We start from the raw sequence: 19820 nt of genomic DNA, 5'->3' as shown, positions 1-19820 counted from the left end.
TTATCACCATGATAGGGGAGGCCAGGCTGGCCCCGAATCGTGGTGTCCTCGGTTTCCGTGACTCCCCCTCGGCGAACCCCCGAGGTGTAGAGATTCTGAACGAGCTATTTCAGGCTAGCTCAGCTCCTCCACCGGGACGAAGGCATCGGTCAGCCCGAAGGCCGGCGGCCCGAAGGTGTCGAGGGCCTCGGGGGTGCGCATAAGCGCCGGGGTGGAGACCCCGAGCACCCGTACCCGCTGGCCGTAGCGCAGGGTTTCGGTGGTGATCGGCTCGGCTGTTTCCTGGTCCACCACGCAGATCAGGTCCGGCACGATCGCGACCAGCTGGCCGTCGCGTCGGGCCACCAGGTTTTCGTTCTGGAAGTCGATCTCGAACGCGCTGGTGTCCGTGGCGTCCGCCGAGACGAGCTTGGCGCGGCCGCGGGCGAAGCCGCCCTCGGTGCGGCGCTCGACGTCGACGATCTTGCCCACAAACAGCTCCCGCACGTGCGAGTACAGGGTGGGGGCCAGAGCGTCGGCGATGGCCTCAAACGGGGAGCGGTGCTCGGCGCGCGCCTCGCGGATCGCTCGGCCGATCGACAGGGCCATCGAGATGGTGCGGGGAACGCCGGTGCGGCGCACATCCGCCCCGGTCATCGCGTACTCGGCAATTGCGGCCGAGCCGCCCAGCTCGACCGTCAGAGCCCGCGCAAGCTGCTCGATGCGCTTATTGTCGGCACCGGTATCCAGGATGATGTGCTCGCCGCGTTCGGCGGTCAACGCGATGGGTGACGCATTCACCCCGTAGACCGCGAAGGTCTCCATCGAGAGCTCGGGGAACGCACGCCCCATCCCGTCGGCGTCCACAACCGGCAGGCCGGTCTGCGCGGCCACCAACAGCGGGATCAGCGAGTTCACCCCGCCACACTCGATCGGCATGGTCGCGTCGGCCTGGCGGCCGTAGTGCGCTTCCAGGTGGCGCAGCGCGGTCAGCGGCTCGTGGCCGGCGAGGAGCTTCTCGATCATCACCGTGGGGGCACCCATCAGCGCGACCGGGATCACAAACAGGTCGTCGGCAATCTCGTCGGGATCGAGGATCGTGATCGATCCCTCCCCCAGGGCCAGCTCAACCAGCTTGTGACCGATGTAGGGATCGCCGCCACCCCCGGTGCCGAGGAACGCGGCACCGCGGGCGAGGTCGGGCAGGTCGGCCCGGGTCAGTTCCCAGCTCATGCGGAGACTCCTTCGAGGTCGCCCACGGCCTTGATGCGCACACGCGTCGCACCGCCGGGGAGGTAGGGGATCGGGATTTCATCCACGTCGAGGATGGAGACCGTTGCCGGGTCGGCTCCGGCCGCAATCGCCTCGGCGATGGCCCGCTCCTTGAGCGCAGCGAGCACGGTGTCGCGGCTGCCGGGAACGATGGATTCCACCGTGTCGATTTCGGCACCCACCTGCGAGATCGAGGCACCGATCGCGTTGGCCACCCCGGCGTTTTCGGGCCGGACAATCGCGCCCAGTCCGGGCAGGGTCGGCGCGAGCAGTACGGCACCGCCACCCACCGCGACCACGGGGATCGGCTCCGGGGAGGTGCGCATGCGGTCGATGGCCTCGGCGATGCGCTGATCGATTCGGTGCAATACGCGCTCCACCAGCGCCGGGTCCAGGTGGGCTACTCGGGCGGGATCACCCAGGGTGACCCGGCCCCCGGCGACCGCGATGTCCGTGGCGGTCAGCACGTCGCCGCCGAAGACCAGGGCCTTCTCGGTGAGCCGGAAGCCGACCGATTCGGGACCCACCTCGGCGCTGTCGACGTCGACGATTGAGCCGCCGCCGATGCCGATCGAGATCACATCGGGCATACGGAAGTTGGTGCGTACCCCGGCGACCGCGACGCTCGCCGCGGCCTCGCGCGGGAACCCACCCTCGATCAGGCCGATATCCGCGGTGGTGCCGCCCACATCCACGACCGCGCAGGTTGCCAGGCCCGTGGTTTCGGCTGCCCCACGCATCGAATTGGTCGGACCCGAGGCGAAGGTTGCGACGGGATAGCGGCGCACGAAGTCCTCATCCATCAGGGTGCCGTCGTTCTGGCTGAGGTAGATCGGGGCGGTGATCCCGAGCCCGCGCACGGTGGTCGCCAGGCCCTCGATCACCTCGGCCCCCAGCTCGCGCAGGGCCGCGTTGATCACGGTGGCGTTTTCGCGCTCCAGGATCCCCAGCCGGCCGATCTCGTGCGACAGCGAGAAGGTCACGAACTCGGGCAGCTCGGCACGCAGAATCTCGGCGGCGGCGGATTCCAGCTCGGCGTTCAGTGGGCTAAACACCGAGGCGATCGCGACCGAGCGCACCCCGGCGGCACGCATGTCCGCGGCCTGGGCACGCAGCTCAGCGGGGTCCAGCGGCGAAATCGGACGACCGTCGAACTCGTGACCGCCGTGTGCCAGGTACACCTTTGCGGAAATCGCGGACACCAGGGTCTCAGGCCAGTCGGTGAGCGGCGGCAGCGCGGCGCTCGCCGGAAGGCCCAGCCGCACCACAGCGGTGGGGGCCAGGTCCCGGGCCTGGACGAGGGCGTTAACAAAGTGCGTGGTGCCAATCATGACCGCGCGCACATCCGCGTTTTCAAACGGTGACTGCTCGCGCAGGGCCCGGATCGCGTCGCCGATGCCCGAGGTCACATCCGCGGTGGTGGAGCGCTTGACCCCGGCGAGGACTGTGCGCCCATCCATCAGGACGGCATCGGTGTTGGTGCCACCCACGTCGATCCCGATGCGCAGGGCCCGCGCGGTGGGGGCGGGGACGGTGGCGGGAATCTGAACCTCGCTCATGCGATCACCCGCCCGTCGGTGCAAATCAAATCACGCACTATGCGCTCACCTCAATCTTGCTGGTGTGGGCGACACCGACCCCGCGCACCAGGCCCAGCTTGCCGACGATCACGTAGAGCACAATCGAGAGCAGCAGGCTGGTAACGGCCGGGATTCCCCAGGTGACAAAGTGGCCCACCAGGGCCGAGACGGCCCAGATGATCAGCGTGGCCGGAACCCAGCGCGGGGCGGTTTCGGGCAGCGCGGTCTCGTCTTCACCGCGCTGATCCAGTAGCCCGCGGAACGCCTTGACGACGAAGTACTCGGCCACCATGATGCCCGCGATCGGCGGGAAGACGACCCCCAGCAGCACCAGGAAGTCGGTGAACTTGCCGAGGATTCCGGCGGCGGCGAGGATCGATCCCACCACACCGAAGATCACGGTGGTCCACAGGCGGTTGAGGCGCACCCCGAACAGGGTGTGCACAAAGGTGATCACGCCGAGAGTTGAGGAGTACAGGTTCCAGTCGTTGACCTTGAGCGTGCCCGAGACCACGATGATCAGGCCGATCAGGCCCACCGAGGAGGTGATGATGGCCACAATGTCGCCGCTGCGGGCACCGTGGGCGACCAGGACGCCGGCCAGACCGATCACAAACTCACCGAGCGAGACACCGACAACGGTCTGCTTGACCACGTCGGATCCCGAGCGGTTGAAGCGGGTCATGTCGGGGGTGATGATCGCACCGACGATCACGCCACCGGCGACGATTCCCGCACCGGCGATCAGGCTCAGCGAGGGGCCGGGGGCAGGTCCCGTGAGCAGGTCGGCGAAGTTGTGGCGGGAGAGCTCGGAGGTGACCGACCAGGCCACCAGGATCAGGAACAGCGGCACCGTGATGTTCGCGAGCCACTGCATGCCGAGGAATCCGAAGGCCACGATCGCGGTCACGATCAGGCCGAAGATCAGGCTCCATGCCCAGGACGGCATGACCCCGGGCAGCAGGGCGTTGAGCGAGTCGGCGGAAATGGCGGACTGGATGCCGAACCAGCCGATCAGGCTGATGCCGATCGCCAGGCCCACCAGGGCCGCACCGATGTCGCCGAAGCCGGTCCAACGGGCCAGCAGCGAGGTGTTCAGGCCCTCACGCTGTCCGATGATGCCGACGGCGAGCATGATCAGCTCAACCAGCAGCGAACCGAGCAGGATTGCCAGGAACGCGGTGGCGAAGTTCATGCCGTAGCCGAGGGTGGCGCCGATCAGGAACTGGGCGAGAGCGCCGACCATGCCAAAGCGCTGGACGGCGATGCCAAACCAGTGGCGGCGGGCCGAGGAGGGAACGCGGGCCAGCGCAAAGTCGTCGGAGGATGACTGGGACATTGTGGGGTCCTTTGAAGATGTGGGGATCGGGGAGGGTGTCGGGCCGGATTCGGGGATACCCGGTGACGGGGAGGGGATCCGGTGGGGACCGGTCTGGCCGCATCCTGGGGGAGTATGCGGCGTGCAGGAGGATTAGGGGGCGCGCTGGGCGCGGTTCTCGCCCGCGATCACCGCGGCCGCAATCCGGTTGTGGGCCGGGGGGATCGGACAGCTGAAGAAATCGCTGAAGCCGCAGGGTGGGACAAAGGCGCGGTTGAAATCGAGGACGATCGGGTCGCCGTCGGGCACCGGGTCCAGGCGGATGAAGCGGCCCGGGGCGTAGCTGATTGATCCGGTGGTGGCATCGGCAAACACCAGGACCAGCGCGGGACCGTCGGCGAATACCAGCAGCGAGTAGTCGGCCTCGCCCACCCGGATGGCGATGGTCCCGGGGACCGCCTTGGTGTGGCCGTTATCGGATTCGCGGGTGAAGCCCCAGGGCACCCGGGCGTCGGGCTCGCCGGCGTGGAACGTGCCGGTCAGGACCCAGGCGGGGTCATACGGGTTCGTCTCGATCCCGGTGAGGGTGCGCAGATTTTCGGCCTCGGCATCGTAGATCCGCAGCTCAACGTCGGTGCCGTCGAGGCTGAAGGCATCGATCGTGAAGCGGCCGAACTCGATCAGCGGGAGGCCGTCGGACCCGAGGCGGTCCACCAGCGTCTCGACGCCGGGAGCCAGCTCGGTGATTCCTGCGGAGGTCCGTAGGGTGATGCCGTCGGTGTGCGCTCGCACCCGGACGCCGGCCTCGGCCTGGATCCGCCGAGCGCTCAGCGGAAACTCGGTGATTTTTTGCTCGGTGGCATCCAGCGGAACATAGTTGATCAGCGCCGCGGCCCCGGTGCGCCCGGAGACCTGGCTCAGCCGCTCTGTCTGCCAGGCAGCGTGAGCGACGGCCGGGTCGAAGGAGGCGGCCGATGGGGAACCGGAGTCGGGGGAGAGAATCATGGGATTCTCATCATTGCCCCACTTCCGGGGGGCAGCGAGTTTGATGACAAATTATGACACCCGGCCGGTGGTGCGGGGGGAACCGGCGACCGCGTTCCGGTTGGCCGCGGGTGTTGCGGTTAGGGGGTGGGGGAAAAGAGGGCGTCGAGACCGGCCAGGGTTTCACGCTGGACATCCAGCAGATCGGTGCCCTCGGGGTGCTCTAGCCAGCGCGCGTACCCCTGCCTGAATGACAGTGCGGCAACCTCGGCGGCCAGGGTTGCTCGCGTGGTGTCGAGCCCCCGTGCCGCGAGTGCGGTGGCGAGTGCGACCGCGAGCTCGGCATGCTTGGAGAGCTCGCGTTCCTGGAGACCGGAGTTGGCCTCAAGGACGCGCCAGCGCACCGTGGACCAGGCGCGTTCGCGTTCCCGGAAGGCCTGGGACCCGGCGAGGATTGCAGCCTCGATCAGCGCGCGCGGCCGGGGGTCGGTGGCCGCGGAAATCGCCTCGATAAAGGGTCGTTCGAAGCGATCCTGTGGGGTAAAGAGGACGTCGCGCTTATCGGCAAAGTGGCGGAAAAAGGTGCGCTCGGTGACCCCGGCGGCGGCGGCGATATCGGCGGCGGTGGTCGCGTCGAAGCCGCGCTCATCAAAGAGCCCGAGTGCCGTGTGCTGGAGCTTGCTGCGGGTTGCGTCGCCGTCGCGTGCCATGATGTCCTTTCCAAATGTCAGTGACTGACATATAGTCTTAACGTCTGTCACTGACATTAAATCACGAGACAAGGAAAACTCATGCACGTATTTGTCACCGGTGCTAGCGGATGGGTAGGCACGGCGGTTGTCGCCGACCTGATTGCGGCCGGGCACACGGCCACCGGACTGGTGCGCTCGGATCATGCGGCGAGCGCACTGGCGCAGTCCGGTGGGACCGTACTGCGTGGCACGCTGGACGATCTAGACGTTCTCACCCACGGTGCCACCACCGCCGAAGCCGTGGTCCACCTTGCGAATAAGCATGACTGGGCAAACCCGGCCGAAATGAACCGTGCCGAACGGGCCGCCGTACAGGCCCTGGGCGACGCCCTGGTGGGGACCGGCCGTCCCCTTCTCATCGCCTCGGCGGTTGCCGGAGTCACCCCCGGTGCACTTACATCCGAGACCGACCCGTCCCCGGCCGAGGGCCCGGAATCGATGCGCGGGGGCAGCGAGAATCTCGCCCTGTCTTATGCGGATCGCGGCGTTCGAGCGCTTGCCGCACGCTTTGCACCGAGCGTGCATGGGCACGGTGATGGGCGTGGGTTCGTGGGTGGCCTGGTGCGGGCAATGCGCACCCGTGGCGTCTCGGGGTTCATCGGTGATGGCCGTCAGGCGTGGAGCGCGGTGGGGGTGGCCGATACCGCAAGACTGATCCGTCTGGGGATCGAACGCGCACCGGCCGGCACCCGGCTTCACGCCGTCGCCGAGGAGGGGATCGAGACCCGGGTGATCGCACAGGCGCTTGCGCTGCACTTCGGTGTGCCCACCGCGACGGTGACTCCGGCGGAGGCGCTGGCGCACTTTGGCCCGGTGGGTCGGTTCTTTGGCCAGGATATTCGCGCCAGTTCCGCGCTCACCCGCGACCTGCTGGGATGGACACCCACCGCTCCGACCCTTCTGGAAGACATCGCGGCCGGCTGTTACGACGCGATCTAGCGTCTACCCCGCCCAAGAAAGGAGACGGCCGTGCCGTCACATCCCGGCCACCGCGGAACCCTGCCGTTGATGGCCATCGCACAGTTCATCTTGGCCCTCGACTTTTCGATCGTGAACGTTGCGCTCTGGCAGATCCAGGCCGACCTCGGATTCGCCGCGGCGGATCTTCCCTGGGTCGCGACCGGTTATGCGCTCACCTTCGGCGCGCTGCTCATCGTCGGCGGCCGACTCGGCGACCGATTTGGTCACCGCACGGCCCTGCTGATCGGCCTGGCCCTGTTCGGGGCCGCTTCGCTCGTGGGCGGTCTCGCGCCCACCGCATCGCTGTTGGTTGCCGCCCGGTTTGTCCAGGGTGCGGGGGCGGCGCTGGTGGCCCCCGCGGCCCTGGCGATTGTCCGAACCGCCTATCACGGGTCCCCCGAGCAAACCCGGGCGCTGGGGCTGTTCCAGGCAAGCGCCGCGGTTGGTGCCTCGGCGGGCATCGTACTGGGAGGGATCCTCACGGGACTGGCGGGATGGCGATGGGTTCTGTTGATCAACCCGCCGCTGGTGGCCGCGCTCATCCTGGCCATACTGTTGGTCGCGCCGGAGGGCATGCGTACCGCAGGGGCCGTGCGCGCCTCGGGCGGGCTGGGACTGCTCGGGGGCGTCTGGATCACGGTGGCCCTGGCCGCGGTGATTTTCGGAGTCACGCGGCTGGAACATACCCCGATCACCGACCCCACTGTCTGGGGTGCCGGGCTTGTGGCGGTGTGCGCCGGGGTTGCCTGCGTCCTCGGGGAGCGATCTAGCCGTGACCCGATGTTCCCCGGTTCTCTGTTTGCCGCGGGACGTTGGGCGGTGATCGTGGCCACGCTCGTGGTGGGCGCACTGCTTGGTGCATATGTCTATCTGATTGCCCTCTATTTGCAGCAGCAGATGGGGATGAGTGCCATACAGACGGGTCTGGCGATGCTCCCGGCCACGGCGGCTTCGTTTGCCGCCTCGACCTGGCTCAATCCACGCCTGCTGCCACGCGCAGGAACCCGCGGTCAGATCGCGTTGGCGCTGGGACTGATGGCCGTCGGACAGGGCACGCTTGCGACCCTTACCCCCGCTAGCGGATACGTGCCCACGGTGCTTGGCGGCCTTGTGCTGAGTGCCATCGGGGTGGGACTGGCCTATCCGGCCGCGGCTCTGGCGATCACCGGCGCAGTGCCCGCGCATCAGCGTGGTCTGGCGGGGGCCGTGTTTACGGCGGGGCAGCAGGTGGGTGCGGCGCTGGGTCTGGCCGGTCTGGCGACGCTTGCCGCCGGAGTGAGCCTCGGATGGACCTTTGTTGTGGCCGCAGTCCTGGCCCTCGCGGCGGCCTTGGCCGTCCTCATGGCGATGCCACGAATGCGCGCCTGAATCCGCGCCCCGCACTCCCACGGGCGGCCGGCTGAGCGAAAGCTGGCCGCCCGTGGCGGGGGAGTCGGGTGAAGTGACGTCGTTGGTGTTCAGGAAGCGGCCGCCTGGGGATAGGTACGGTTTGGGGTTAGACCACTCCCTTGGTGATCAGGAAGCAGCCGCCTGGGGATAGGTACGGTTTGGGGTTAGACCACACCCTTGGTGATCAGGAAGCAACCGCCTGGGGATAGGTACGGTTTGGGGTTAGACCACTCCCTTGGTGATCAGGAAGCAACCGTAGGGTCGGTCATCGGTGGTCGCAATCACCGCGAAGGCGGAGCGGGCACGCTCGTAGAACTCGAAGCGTTCGATCGGTTCGATTCCGATTTCGCGCCCCTCGGCCGTCTCGGCCGCGGCGAACAGCTCGCGCTGTACCTCGGGAAGCGTGTCCGGCTCACCGACGACCTGCATCCGGCCGATCGGTTCGGGGATGAACGTGTCCACCGGGAACACCGTAAACAGCGCCTCGGCCAGCCGGGTCACGTCGATTCCCGGCAGGGTGATGACCTCTACTCCGGCCGCGTGGGCCGGATAGTTGCGGTCCACCACGGCGAGAACGTCACCGTGTCCCATCCGGGCGATCGCATAGAGCAGGTCTGCCGAGAGCAGCGGATCGATTCCCTTAAGCATGGTGTGAGCCTTCCGTCGGGGGAGTAAGGAACAGGGTGGGGGCGGCCAGAAGCCCGTTGAGCTCGGGTTCGGGACGCAGCCCGGTTCCCGCATAAAACTCGTTGGCGGCGGATCCGAATACGGTGATCGCCACCTCGTTGGTACCCATTCGCAGCAGCTCCGCAGGGATCTCGAAACGGTAGGGGCGCCAGCCGCGTTCGCCGATGAGGGTGTCGTTGATCGTCAGTCGTGCCGAACCGGACACCGCGGGCAATTCCAGGATCGCCCCCGAAACCTCGGCCAGTTCGAAGGTGGTGCGGTAGGTGGCCGCGCCCGAGTATTCCGGAAGCACGGTCTGCCAGCCGGCGGTCACATCGACCGGGACGCTTGAGCCGCTGCCCGCCGTGGTGAGGGCCCAGTCGCCGGCCAGGACGCGGAGGTTTGCGGCCTCCGGGCGGACGGTGGCAAGATCTGCGGACGCCGACTCTGTATCGGCGTCCGCACCGGGTCCGGACGAGTCCCAGACAAACAGTCGGAGTTCGCCCGGTGCCAGCGTGAGGTGGGCGTCATGGAGCGGAGCGGCAAGCCCGGTCGCGGGCTCCCACTCCACGGTGTTGGCACCCAACAGTGATCCCTCGATGGGTTTCACCCCATCGTTGAAGAGCGCCACCCGGATGCGGCCGGAGGTGTCGACCCCGGAGCGAATCCGCAGCCCGGCCGACGAGCCTGCGGGCACAAATCCCGAGTTTCCGGATCGAGAAACCCCGAGCCGGGAAGCCAGGTTCGCAGCATCGGGGACCGCGTCCAGCTGGGTGGTGGGGATCGTTCGAACCTCGCCACCGTCCTGCAGGGTTTCCAGACCGAAGCCGGTGGAGAACACGTGGATTCCGGCGGCGTCGATCGCCTCCAGCGCCGCGATGCTCGCAGCGCTCGCGAGGGTCCGTACGCCCGGCAGAATCAGGACCCTGGCGGTGGGGATCGAGCCTCCCGCGATATCGGACAGGGCGCGCTCATCCACCACCCGCCAGGGGATCCCGGCGGTGTCCAATGCCTTCGCCCAGGCACCAAACTGGTCGAAGTGGTCTCCCGACTGACCGTGGGTCCAGATCGTGCGCAGCGGCCAGAACAGCAGCGCCGAGGCCTCATCGGAGAGCGGTTCGAGGAACTCGCTCAGCCGGGCAGACTCGGTCGCATAGGCCGCGTGGAAGTCGGCAAACCAGGGCTCAAAGTTGATGCCCGGCGGGAAGTCGAAGCGAGGGTTAGCCATCGACTCATGATCGTTGCCGTGTCCATGGGTCTGATAAAACCCGTGGAAGACCATCTGCCGCATGCCCGCCAGGTGGTGCCGGATCGTGGTGGAGCGCAGCTCGTCCAGGGTCAGGCCCCAGTGGCCCGACCAGGGGGTGCCGCCCTCGGGCGGGGTCAGGAAGTACTGCTCGACGATCGTGCCGGTGCGGCCGGTCGCGCGGGCGATCGAATCGCCCAGGCGCGGGCTCAGCTGGGCCACGCCATCCTGAGCATCCACGGCGGTGAGGTCGCGGTAGGCGTCCACGCCGAAGTGGTCGAGGCCGAAGTTTGCCCGCAGATCCCAGTCGCCAAATTCGGTGCCGGGGGTGAACGTGCCGATGTGGGTCAGGACCTCGTGCCCCGACTGCAGCAGGCCGTAGCGGTGGCTCCAGTCGCGCAGCTTCCCCAGGAAACCCTCCATCGAGAGCTCGGCGTAGAACTGCCAGAATCGGGCGCGCAGGGCGAGGGCCGCGGGATCCTCGGTCTCGGTAAAGACCGCCCAGATCATTGCCGCATGGGTGTCTTCGCCCAGCGCGCGGGCCAGATCCAGCGTGGTGGTGTGGACCGGGACCGAGGAGCCTACTCCGCCCGAGCGCTGCGCCCAGTCGTAGTACACCGCGTGCGGCTGATCGAAGAAGACGTAGCGCACCGTGGAACCGAAGTGATCGCCCACGGCCTCGCGGAAGGGCTCATAGCCCGCCTCGATGAAGCGATCCACAGCCTCGGGATCCAGCGGATTCACCAGGTGCGAGGTTGACGACCGAGCGGACACCAGGACCAGGGCCGACCCCAGCGCGGGGTCTGTGCCGGTGATGCTCAGCGCCGCCTCGGTATCGGTGGCCTCGATGCGGGTCGCGGCGGTAATGTCCACGACGTCCGCTGAGTTGGTGGGGGCAGCGGTCTCGGTGCCGTCGACGGCCAGCGCCCGCTCGATCCGCCAGTCGGTCCAGAGCGGCACGCCGCCGTCGTAGTGCCAGGCCATCGCGGCGGGACCGAGACCCTCGGTGCCCGAGACGATGCCGGAGATTTCCCCGGTTCCCGCGCCTTGCGAAAGCTCGATCCGGGTCCAGAACAGGTGGCGTTCGCGCAGGTGATCGTGTCCGGCTACCGCGCGGCCGCCAGCCTGACCGGTCTGCCAGTTGTAGTCGTCGTAGAAGCCCACGATCATGCCCAGCGCGGCGGCCTCCTCCACGGCCCAGCGGCACGCGGTGAGGTAGGCGGGCTCCAGATACTCATGCATCGGGAACGACAGGCGCGCCTGAACCTGGAAGCTCTTGATCCCGGCCGCGTGCATCTGCCGCACCTGGGTGCGCACCTGCTCCTCGTCGGGCAGGTGGTGCCAGAACCAGTAGGTCGCCGGGGAGTGCCAGGCGTCGGGGGTCACAAACGCCGCGTCGGTGGCCAACACCGTGTCTGCGTCAGCGGTGTTGGCAGCGTCGGTGGTGCTGGCAACGTCGGCGGCGCGCTCGGCGCTCATCGGGCGGCCTCGGGGTCGAGCTCGGCCTCGGGAGTTTCGGCGGTTCCGGGGGCCTCGGTTGCTACGACGTCCGCGGGAGCGTCCGCGGGAGCAGCCACGGCTACCCCGACCGCCAGGATCTCGGCGTCCGCGGGCAGGTCACCCTGCTCGGAGGCCGGGAGCTTTGAGCGGTCCGGCGGCAGGTCCACCTTGAAGGCGAAGGTGAGCAGCGCGTAGAGCGCGGCACCGAGGACCATCGCGCCGATCACGCCGATGTTGCTGGCTCCGATCACACCCTCACGGGCCTCCTGGGTGAGGAAGAACCCGGTGATGTGGGCGAAGTTGGGGTCGGCGCTGGTCACGGTGCCGAGGCCCACGATGGTGCCGATGATCAGGCTCACAAACGCGGTCCAGCGCCAGTCGCGGCCGCCGAATCCCGACCCGTTGATCATCCGGATGTCCCAGTTCAGGCGACGCTGGCGGATGAAGTCGACCAGCTGGATACCACCCATGGTGCCCATCAGCACGGCGATCAGCGAAAGGAAGGACTGGAACGTAGCCAGGAACGAGGTCGAGATGAAGAGCAGGTAGAAGGCCCCGGCGGCGATTAGCAGCGCGTTAATCGCGGTGGTGACCGAGCGCCGCAGCGGGAATCCCACGGCCATCAGGGCGAGGCCCGAGCTGTAGATACCGGTGGTCGCGGCGGACACCAGGGACAGCACGATCACGATCGAGAACGGGATAAAGAACCACATCGGCAGCAGCGAGGTCAGCGCGCCAATCGGGTCGTTGGCGGCGGCCTCACCGAGCTTGGCATCGCTGCCGACCAGCAGCGCGCCCACGACGAGCATCGCGATCACCGGGACGGCGATACCGAAGGTCGTGGCACCGATCACGCCGCGGGCGTGGGTCTTGCGGGGCAGATAGCGGGAGAAGTCGCCGCCAGAGTTGATGAAGCCGATGCCCACGATGGTCATGGCCATGATGATGCCGCCCACAAACACAAACGGGTCGCCGGCCTGGGCGGTGCCCAGCTGACCCCACTTGACCTCGGGGAGCACAAAGAACAGGAACGCGATGGTCATCACGCCGGTGATCCAGGCGATCCACACCTCGATGGCCAGGATGAATCCGTGGCCAAACACCGCAGCGGTCATGGTGACCGCGAGCACCACGATGAACCAGCCCACGGTGGTCGGCACGGTGGGAGCACCGCCGTCTCCGGCGAAGAGCGACGGCCACACCTTGGCAAACAGGTTCGCCCCGGTGGTCGAGGCCAGCGTGATGCTGGTCACCTGCCAGCCGGTGTTGGAGAGGTAGCCGAAGAAGGCGGGCAGAAAGTTGCCCTTGGAGCCGAACGCGAAGCGGGTCTGCACGAGCGTGGGTAGGCCGGTGCGCGGACCACCCACGGCGATCAGGCCCACCAGCGCGGCCGAGATCAGATAACCGAGGGTTCCGGCGATGATCGTCTGCCAGACATTCAGCCCCAGGGTGAAGATGAAGATTCCGTAGCTCACCCCCAGAATCGACACGTTCCAGGAGAACCAGACCGGGAACAACCCGCTGGGCTTACCCCGACGCTCGGCGTCCGGAACCGGATTGATACCGTTCGCCTCGACCCCCATCGTGCTGCTGGTGGGGGTGCCGATGGCGCCCGCTGCGTTGTCGCTCATGTTGCTCCCTTGAGGAAACCGAAGGGGCGCGGCGGGTGCCGCGCCCCGAGGATGTTATTTGGTGATCGACGGGTCGATCTTGGAGAAATCGGGCTTCGGATCAATCTTGAAACCGAAGGTGAGCAGAGCGTAGCTTGCCGCACCGAGTACCAGGGCGATGATCACTCCGATGTTGCTGGAGCCGATCACCCCGGCGCGTGCCTCCGGGGTCAGCAGGAACCCGGTGACGTGAGCAAAGTTGGGGTCGGCGCTGGTCACGGTACCCAGGCCCACGATGGTGCCCAGGGCCAGGCTGGCCAGGGCGGTCCAGCGCACCGTGCGTCCACCGTAACCGGCGGGCAGCGCGAGACGCGTGTCCCAGTTCAGGCGACCCTGACGGATGAAGTCCACCAGCTGAATGCCACCCATCGTGCCCATCATGACCGCGATCAGCGAGAGGAAGGACTGGAAGGTCGCCAGGAACGAGTCGGAGATGAAGAGCAGGTAGAAGGCTCCGGCGGCGATGATCAGCGCGTTGATTGCGGTGGTCATCGAGCGGCGCAGCGGGAAGCCCACGGCCATCAGGGCCAGGCCCGAGCTGTAGACGCCGGTGATGGCGGCCGAGATCAGCGAGATCACAATGACGATCGAGAACGGGATGAAGAACCACATCGGCAGCAGCGCGGTGAGCGCACCGATCGGGTCGGAGGCGGCGGCGGCACCGAGCTTGGGATCGCTGCCCACGAGCAGGGCACCCACGATCAGCAGGGCCACAACCGGCAGCGACAGGCCCAGGGTGGTCCAGCCGATGACCGACTTGGCCGGGGTCTTCTTGGGCAGGTAGCGGGCGAAGTCGCCGCCGTAGTTGAGGAAGCCGATGCCCACCATGGTCATGGCCATGATCACGCCGCCGATGAAGACCAGCGGGCCGCCGGCCGGGGTCTGACCCAGCTGGTCCCACTTGACCTCGGGCAGCACAAAGCCCAGGAAGGCGATGGTCATGATGCCGGTGACCCAGGAGATCCACACCTCGATCTTCATGATGAACTCGTGCCCCAGCACGGCCACGGCCATGGTGACCGCGAGGACAACCACAAACCAGATGACCACGATGAAGGTCGCGGGCTTGCCCGAACCATTACCGAAGACGCTCGGCCACAGGGTCGAGAACAGGTTGGCACCGGTGGTGGAGGCCAGGGTGATGATGGTCACCTTCCAGCCCATGTTCGACAGGTAGGCGAAGAAGGCGGGCACCACGTTACCGCGCAGGCCGAACGCGAACCGGGTCTGCACCAGGGTCGGCAGGCCGGTGCGCGGACCGCCGACGGCCAGCACCCCCACCAGGGAGGCGGAGATGATGTAGCCGATGGTGCCGGCCAGGATCGTCTGCCAGACGTCCAGTCCCAGGGTGAAAACGAAGATGCCGTAGCTGATGCCCAGGATCGAAATGTTCCAGGCGAACCACACGGCGAACAGGCCCCGGGGGGAACCTCGACGTTCGCTGTCGGGGACGGGGTTTACACCGTTGGTTTCAACGGTGAGGGCTGAGCCTGCGGTGTCGCGAGCCTGAGCCTCGTTGCTCATGATGTGCCTTTCAAATGGCGGTTGTGGGGAGTGGTGGTGCCCGGAAACCGGGGTGACTGAGCACCGGGATCGTGATCGCGTTGTCGGGTTCACGAAGATGGGGGACGTGGACGGGAGTCCACGATGAGGTGCGCCGCTGGAAACGGGCTGAACGCCCGGTGGTGGTGGCTAGGGCATCGGAGTTGTGTCTCGAGCGCCGTGAATGGTGACCACGACCGCGGCCGCGGTGGCCCCGGCGGTGGCCGCCGACACCAGGTCTTCGCCGCGGGCGAGGGCCGCGGTCAGGGTTCCCAGGAACGCATCGCCGGCGCCGACGGTGTCGACCGGGGTGGTGCGGATCGCGGGGACGTGGGTGACCTCGCCACCCTGGCGCACGAGGGCGCCGTCGCCGCCGAGGGTGACCACGACGTCGCCGCCGGGCAGGTCACCGATCAGGCGGTGGGCGATGGCCAGGGGCTCCTCATCGGTGACCGGTTCCAGGCCCAGGGCCTGCTCCAGTTCGACCTCGTTGAGCACCACGACGTGGGCTCGGCGCACGGCCTCGGCCGCGCCGTCGCGCCAGGGGGAGGGGTTCAGGACGATGCGGGCGCGCTCGCCGAAGGCGTCGAGGGCGGCATCGATCACGGGGGCCTCGACCTCGTGCTGCAGGGCCACGACGCTCGGTGCGGTGTGGGTTGATGCCCAGTCGCTCACGTGCTGTGCGGTGAGGTGGGCGTTGGCCCCGGCGTTGACCACGATGGTGTTTTCGCCGCCGGCCAGCAGCAGGACCGCGCGTCCGGTGGGCACGTTGGGGACGCTCACCAGGTCTCCCAGGGCCACGTTCACGGTGCGCAGGTCCGCGAGGGCGGGATCGGCGTCGTGCCCGACGGCCGCCAGCAGCGTTGTCGACGCGCCCGCGCGAGCGGCGGCATAGGCCTGGTTTGCGCCCTTTCCGCCGCCGCGTTCCACCATGTCGAGCGCGGCGATCGTCTCGCCCACCCGCGGGGCGCGGGGCAGCGTAAATCCGGTATCGAGGTTTACCGAGCCGATCACCAAAACGTCAACATCATTGTGTGGGAAATGCATTTCCCAAATGTCGCATGAGGTTCCAAATCTGTCAAGCCGGAGGCCGTGTTGTTGGTACTCTAAAAAGATTGACGTGCAGGAGGACCGATGGCCAGACGCGTGAGTCTCAAGGATGTGGCAACCGCCGCGGGTGTCTCCCCGACGACCGCCAGCCGGGTGCTCTCCGGCGTAGATCGGAACGTGGCCCCGGAGCTGGCCGAACGCGTCCAGGCCGCCACCGTGGAACTCGGCTACCGCGTGAACGCCGCGGCCCGTGCCCTGCGCCTGCAGACCACCGGCTCGATCGCGCTCGTGGTGCCCTCGGTGGCCAACCCCTATTACGCCGAGCTGGTCGCCTCCTATTCGCGGCACCTGGACGCCGAGGGTCGCCGCGTGGTGACCTTCGATACCAACGACTCGGTCGAGAGTGAACGTCGTCAACTCGCGGATATGGACCGGGTGATGGTGGATGCGGTCCTGATCGCCCCGGTGGACCATGAGGGCAGCGCTCCGGCAATTGCCGCACTCGCGGCCACGCACGCGGTGGTTCAGGTAGACCGTATCGCCGCCGGCGTGGATGCTCCCGCGGTCAGGTTGGACAACGCCGCCGGAATCCGACTGCTGGTTGAGCACCTGCGCGAGGGCGGCCGCGAGCGCATCGTCCTGGTGGATGCCGAGCCGCGCTCCTCGGCCAGCCGCGAGCGGGCCGAAGCGTTCCGCGAGGTGGCCGGGCTCGGCTGCACGGTCCTCCAGATGCCCACGTTTTCGATGCACAGCGGAACCGAGGCGGCCCGCATCCTGCGCGAATCCGCGGACATGCCGGACGCCGTGATCTGCACCGCCGACGTGGTCTCGCTGGGCCTGCTCACCGCATTCCAGCATGCGGGACTGCGTGTCCCCCAGGACATCGCCCTGGCCACCTTCGACGGCACCGCGCTCTCTGGTGTCACGAGCCCGGGTCTCACCACGCTGGACTCGGTCGTGGATGAGATCGTCCGCGCGTCGCTGGAAATCGTTGACGGCACCAGAACCACGGGTCTGCTGGTGACCCCGCGGGTGCTGGTGCGCGAGTCCACCGGTCACTAGCCGCGGGAACCCACTTCAAAACTGGAGCGAATGACGGGAATCGAACCCGCGCTACCAGCTTGGGAAGCTGGAGTTCTACCATTGAACTACATTCGCGTATCGCCGCCGGAGCGTCGATTTCCCCACTCTACTAGACAACGAACGCCGCGCAAGGCGGCGCGGCGTGAATGGGCGTGCCGAGTGCGGTAGGTTCCGCGGGAATCCGCTGTAGGATGGGCCACGTGCTGCTCTCCGACCGTGATATCAAAGCCCAGATCAACGCCAACCGCATTGGCCTTGAGCCGTTTGCGCCCGAGCTGGTTCAGCCCTCCAGTGTGGATGTGCGCCTCGACCGCTTCTTCCGGCTGTTCGACAACCACAAGTACTCCTACATTGATCCCTCCGAGGAGCAGTCGGAGCTGACCCGGATGGTCGAGACCGACCCCAACGAGCCCTTTATTTTGCACCCGGGCGAGTTTGTACTCGGGGCCACCTATGAGCGGGTCACCCTGCCCAATGACATTGCCGCGCGCCTCGAGGGGAAGTCCTCGCTGGGCCGGTTGGGTCTGCTGACCCACTCCACCGCGGGGTTCATCGACCCCGGTTTCACCGGCCACGTGACCCTGGAGCTGGCCAACGTCGCCAACCTCCCGATCCGTCTGTGGCCCGGCATGAAGATCGGCCAGCTGTGTTTCTTCCAGCTGACCTCGGAAACCGAAAACCCCTACGGGAGCGCCACCACCGGCTCGCACTATCAGGGTCAGCGCGGTCCGACCGCCTCGCGTTCGTTCCAGAACTTCAAGCGCACGGACATCTCCGAGACCAGTCAGGGTGCGCTCGGCGCCTAGTCTTCCGGCCCAACGGCAATCGCCCCACCATGCGGTGGGGCGATTGCCGTTTTTACGTTTAGGCGTCGAGCTGTTCGAGCTGCTCTACCAGCCACGGGCTGATCGACCAGGGCGCGATGCGCGCGAGCTGCGCGAGGTCCGCGGGCTCAACCCAGCGGTACTCGGCCACCTCGTCGGGGTTGGGCACCAGGTCCGAGGCGAGGGTGGCGGAGAAGACCGGGCAGATCTCGTACTCGACGATGCCGCTGGCGTCCACCGCGCGGTAGCGGAAGTCGGGCAGCAGCGGGGTGATGTCGGTCACCGTGGTGCCCAGCTCGTCGGCCGCGCGCCGCGAAATCGCCGATTCAAAGGATTCTCCGGGGGCCGGATGTCCGCAGAACGCGTTGGTCCAGACGCCGGGCCAGGCGACCTTGCTCAGCGCGCGCCGGGTCAGCAGAATTCGGCCCTGCTCATCGGTGATGTGGCAGGAGAACGCGAGGTGCAGCCGGGTGTTGTGATCGTGCACCTGGGCCTTATCGGCGATGCCGATCGGTTCGCCGTCCTCGGACAGCAGCTGCACGTACTCGCGGTTTGACATACCCCTATTCTCGCTGGTCACGGCTCGGCGCGCGAATGCAGCACGCTCGCTATGTAAGCGACTGGACCGCGGGCTAGCGAACTGACTGCGGCAGGCGCACCGGAATCATCAGCGCAAGGCCCAGGGCGATCACCAGGATCAGGCCCAGGATGCCGAAGTACTGCGCGCCACCCAGGGTGACCGCGATCCCGAAGGCAGCGGGGGCGATGAAGGAAACCGCGCGGCCGGTGGTGGCGTAGAGCCCAAACAGCTCGCCCTCCTTGCCCGGCGGGATGATGCGTGCGAGGAAGGACCGCGAGGCCGACTGGGCCGGCCCCACAAACGCGGCCAGGCCGAGGCCGAAGATCCAGAAGACCGTGTGGCCGCCATCGTGGAGCACAAACACCACCACGCCGAAGGTCACCAGCCCGATCAGTGCGGCCATGATGACCGTGCGTGGACCGAAGCGATCATCCAGCCGGCCCGAGGCGATCGTGACCACGCCGGCCACCACGTTGGCGGCGATCCCAAACAGGATCACGTCGCCCCCGCTGAACCCGAAGGTTCCCACGGCCAGGACCCCGGCGAAGGTGAAGACGCCGGCCAGGCCGTCGCGGAAGATGGCGCTGGCGATCAGGAAGCGCGCGGTGGTCCGGTCATCACGCCAGAGCCCCACCAGGTCCCGACCGAGCTTCTTATAGGAGCCGAGGATGCCGATCTTGGCACCCGGGGCCGCGGTGCCCGGGGCCTCGGGGATGACCCGGAGCACCGGAATGGCCGAGAGGCCGAGCCAGGCGGCGGCGATCAACATCGAGATCCGGACGTCCCAGCCGTTGTCCGAGGTGATGCCGAAGATCCCCACATCGGGTCCAATCAGGCTCACATAGAGGATGACCAGCAGTACGATGCCGGCGATGTACCCCAGGCCCCAGCCGAAGCCGGAGATCTTGCCGATCGTGGCCGGGGTGGAGATCTGGCCGAGCATCGCGTTGTAGTTCACCGAGGCGAACTCGAAGAAGATGTTTCCGGCGGCCAGCAGGAACAGTCCGAGCCACAGCAGGTCGGGTTCCGGGGCGACAAAGGCCAGGCCCGCGGTCGCGGCGACTACCAGGTAGGTGTTGACGCCGAGCCAGAACTTGCGGCGGCCGCTGCGGTCGGCACGCTGTCCGGTGACCGGTGCCAGCAGCGCGATGATCACGCCGGCCCCCGAGATCCACCAGGAGAGCTGGGCGGAGACGTGGGCCTCGCCGCCGAACGCGGGGGTCCGGGTGAGGTAGGTGGTGAACACGAAGGTGGTCACCACGGCGTTGAAGGCGGCCGAGCCCCAGTCCCACATTCCCCACGCTAAGACCGGCTTGGAGAGCAGCCGCGGTTCGGGGGAGGGGGTGCGCAGGGCAGAGGTCATGGCCCCAGGGTACTGCCCCGAAGCGAATCAATGGCAACCAATATGTAAACCGATGGGGTGGC

General features: G+C 67.4%; 16 protein-coding genes and 1 tRNA gene. 4 read left to right on the top strand and 13 right to left on the bottom strand.

The window, feature by feature from the left end:
* Positions 1-114: 114 nt before the first annotated feature.
* The 5 genes from D9V34_RS04935 to D9V34_RS04915 form a co-directional block, all read right to left on the bottom strand.
* A complete protein-coding gene (locus tag D9V34_RS04935) occupies positions 115-1212 on the bottom strand; it encodes an S-methyl thiohydantoin desulfurase family protein (RefSeq protein WP_121687748.1) in 1098 nt (365 codons plus the stop codon).
* Complete coding sequence (locus D9V34_RS04930) at positions 1209-2759, bottom strand: hydantoinase/oxoprolinase N-terminal domain-containing protein (RefSeq protein ID WP_121687854.1); 1551 nt, start codon at positions 2757-2759, stop codon at positions 1209-1211. Before D9V34_RS04930 ends, D9V34_RS04935 begins: the two co-directional genes overlap by 4 nt.
* An 88-nt stretch (positions 2760-2847) precedes the next feature.
* The gene (locus D9V34_RS04925; protein ID WP_121687747.1) at positions 2848-4170 is read right to left on the bottom strand and encodes a purine-cytosine permease family protein; all 1323 of its coding nucleotides are present in this window, start codon (positions 4168-4170) and stop codon (positions 2848-2850) included.
* Between the two features lie 132 nt (positions 4171-4302).
* Positions 4303-5154, bottom strand: coding sequence for a DUF1684 domain-containing protein (locus D9V34_RS04920; RefSeq protein ID WP_121687746.1), 852 nt, complete (start codon positions 5152-5154; stop codon positions 4303-4305).
* A 119-nt stretch (positions 5155-5273) separates the two neighbouring features.
* Entirely contained in the window at positions 5274-5843 is a 570-nt protein-coding gene (locus D9V34_RS04915) for a TetR family transcriptional regulator (protein ID WP_183091848.1), read from the bottom strand.
* An 81-nt stretch (positions 5844-5924) separates the two neighbouring features.
* Between D9V34_RS04915 and D9V34_RS04910 the strand changes: the two genes are divergently transcribed.
* Both D9V34_RS04910 and D9V34_RS04905 read left to right on the top strand, forming a co-directional pair.
* Positions 5925-6824 (top strand): SDR family oxidoreductase, encoded by a 900-nt coding sequence (locus tag D9V34_RS04910; protein WP_121687745.1) that lies wholly within the window; start codon positions 5925-5927, stop codon positions 6822-6824.
* A gap of 30 nt (positions 6825-6854) precedes the next feature.
* Positions 6855-8213, top strand: coding sequence for an MFS transporter (locus tag D9V34_RS04905; RefSeq protein ID WP_147441617.1), 1359 nt, complete (start codon positions 6855-6857; stop codon positions 8211-8213).
* 243 nt (positions 8214-8456) lie between these two features.
* Here D9V34_RS04905 and D9V34_RS04900 read toward each other — a convergent pair whose 3' ends face one another.
* The 5 genes from D9V34_RS04900 to D9V34_RS04880 all read right to left on the bottom strand — a co-directional run bounded on the left by D9V34_RS04900 (position 8457) and on the right by D9V34_RS04880 (position 15905).
* A complete protein-coding gene (locus tag D9V34_RS04900; protein ID WP_121687743.1) occupies positions 8457-8882 on the bottom strand; it encodes an RbsD/FucU family protein in 426 nt (141 codons plus the stop codon).
* A complete protein-coding gene (locus tag D9V34_RS04895; protein WP_220700533.1) occupies positions 8875-11625 on the bottom strand; it encodes a hypothetical protein in 2751 nt (916 codons plus the stop codon). Before D9V34_RS04895 ends, D9V34_RS04900 begins: the two co-directional genes overlap by 8 nt.
* Positions 11622-13277 carry a purine-cytosine permease family protein gene (locus D9V34_RS04890; protein WP_220700532.1) on the bottom strand — a complete coding sequence of 552 codons (1656 nt, stop codon included), beginning with the start codon at positions 13275-13277 and terminating at the stop codon, positions 11622-11624. Before D9V34_RS04890 ends, D9V34_RS04895 begins: the two co-directional genes overlap by 4 nt.
* A 54-nt stretch (positions 13278-13331) precedes the next feature.
* Positions 13332-14840 carry a purine-cytosine permease family protein gene (locus D9V34_RS04885; protein WP_121687742.1) on the bottom strand — a complete coding sequence of 503 codons (1509 nt, stop codon included), beginning with the start codon at positions 14838-14840 and terminating at the stop codon, positions 13332-13334.
* 168 nt (positions 14841-15008) lie between these two features.
* A complete protein-coding gene (locus D9V34_RS04880) occupies positions 15009-15905 on the bottom strand; it encodes a PfkB family carbohydrate kinase (RefSeq protein ID WP_121687741.1) in 897 nt (298 codons plus the stop codon).
* An 87-nt stretch (positions 15906-15992) separates the two neighbouring features.
* Between D9V34_RS04880 and D9V34_RS04875 the strand changes: the two genes are divergently transcribed.
* A complete protein-coding gene (locus tag D9V34_RS04875; RefSeq protein WP_121687740.1) occupies positions 15993-16970 on the top strand; it encodes a LacI family DNA-binding transcriptional regulator in 978 nt (325 codons plus the stop codon).
* A 22-nt stretch (positions 16971-16992) separates the two neighbouring features.
* Here D9V34_RS04875 and D9V34_RS04870 read toward each other — a convergent pair.
* Positions 16993-17066: transfer RNA gene (locus D9V34_RS04870), tRNA-Gly, on the bottom strand.
* A 125-nt stretch (positions 17067-17191) separates the two neighbouring features.
* On the opposite strand from D9V34_RS04870, the gene dcd reads away from it, so the two are divergent.
* Entirely contained in the window at positions 17192-17797 is a 606-nt protein-coding gene (dcd, locus tag D9V34_RS04865; protein ID WP_121687850.1) for a dCTP deaminase, read from the top strand.
* A 58-nt stretch (positions 17798-17855) separates the two neighbouring features.
* Here the strand turns inward: dcd and idi are convergent, their stop codons facing one another.
* The gene (gene idi, locus D9V34_RS04860; RefSeq protein WP_121687739.1) at positions 17856-18374 is read right to left on the bottom strand and encodes an isopentenyl-diphosphate Delta-isomerase; all 519 of its coding nucleotides are present in this window, start codon (positions 18372-18374) and stop codon (positions 17856-17858) included.
* Positions 18375-18447: 73 nt separating this feature from the next.
* Positions 18448-19758, bottom strand: coding sequence for an MFS transporter (locus tag D9V34_RS04855; RefSeq protein WP_121687738.1), 1311 nt, complete (start codon positions 19756-19758; stop codon positions 18448-18450).
* Positions 19759-19820 lie beyond the last annotated feature (62 nt).

It is taken from the genome of Mycetocola lacteus, from assembly GCF_003667575.1.
Classification (GTDB): Bacteria; Actinomycetota; Actinomycetes; order Actinomycetales; family Microbacteriaceae; genus Mycetocola; species Mycetocola lacteus.
This window is presented reverse-complemented; position numbering and strand designations above follow the sequence as displayed.

Excerpts from the sequence above, each read along its gene's own strand:
- D9V34_RS04935 (WP_121687748.1), bottom strand. The coding sequence starts at position 1,212 with ATGAGCTGGGAACTGACCCGGGCCGACCTGCCCGACCTCGCCCGCGGT.
- D9V34_RS04925 (WP_121687747.1), bottom strand. The coding sequence starts at position 4,170 with ATGTCCCAGTCATCCTCCGACGACTTTGCGCTGGCCCGCGTTCCCTCC.
- D9V34_RS04920 (WP_121687746.1), bottom strand. The coding sequence starts at position 5,154 with ATGATTCTCTCCCCCGACTCCGGTTCCCCATCGGCCGCCTCCTTCGAC.
- D9V34_RS04915 (WP_183091848.1), bottom strand. The coding sequence starts at position 5,843 with ATGGCACGCGACGGCGACGCAACCCGCAGCAAGCTCCAGCACACGGCA.
- D9V34_RS04910 (WP_121687745.1), top strand. The coding sequence starts at position 5,925 with ATGCACGTATTTGTCACCGGTGCTAGCGGATGGGTAGGCACGGCGGTT.
- D9V34_RS04900 (WP_121687743.1), bottom strand. The coding sequence starts at position 8,882 with ATGCTTAAGGGAATCGATCCGCTGCTCTCGGCAGACCTGCTCTATGCG.
- D9V34_RS04895 (WP_220700533.1), bottom strand. The coding sequence starts at position 11,625 with ATGAGCGCCGAGCGCGCCGCCGACGTTGCCAGCACCACCGACGCTGCC.
- D9V34_RS04890 (WP_220700532.1), bottom strand. The coding sequence starts at position 13,277 with ATGAGCGACAACGCAGCGGGCGCCATCGGCACCCCCACCAGCAGCACG.
- D9V34_RS04885 (WP_121687742.1), bottom strand. The coding sequence starts at position 14,840 with ATGAGCAACGAGGCTCAGGCTCGCGACACCGCAGGCTCAGCCCTCACC.
- D9V34_RS04880 (WP_121687741.1), bottom strand. The coding sequence starts at position 15,905 with ATGCATTTCCCACACAATGATGTTGACGTTTTGGTGATCGGCTCGGTA.
- D9V34_RS04875 (WP_121687740.1), top strand. The coding sequence starts at position 15,993 with ATGGCCAGACGCGTGAGTCTCAAGGATGTGGCAACCGCCGCGGGTGTC.
- idi (WP_121687739.1), bottom strand. The coding sequence starts at position 18,374 with ATGTCAAACCGCGAGTACGTGCAGCTGCTGTCCGAGGACGGCGAACCG.
- D9V34_RS04855 (WP_121687738.1), bottom strand. The coding sequence starts at position 19,758 with ATGACCTCTGCCCTGCGCACCCCCTCCCCCGAACCGCGGCTGCTCTCC.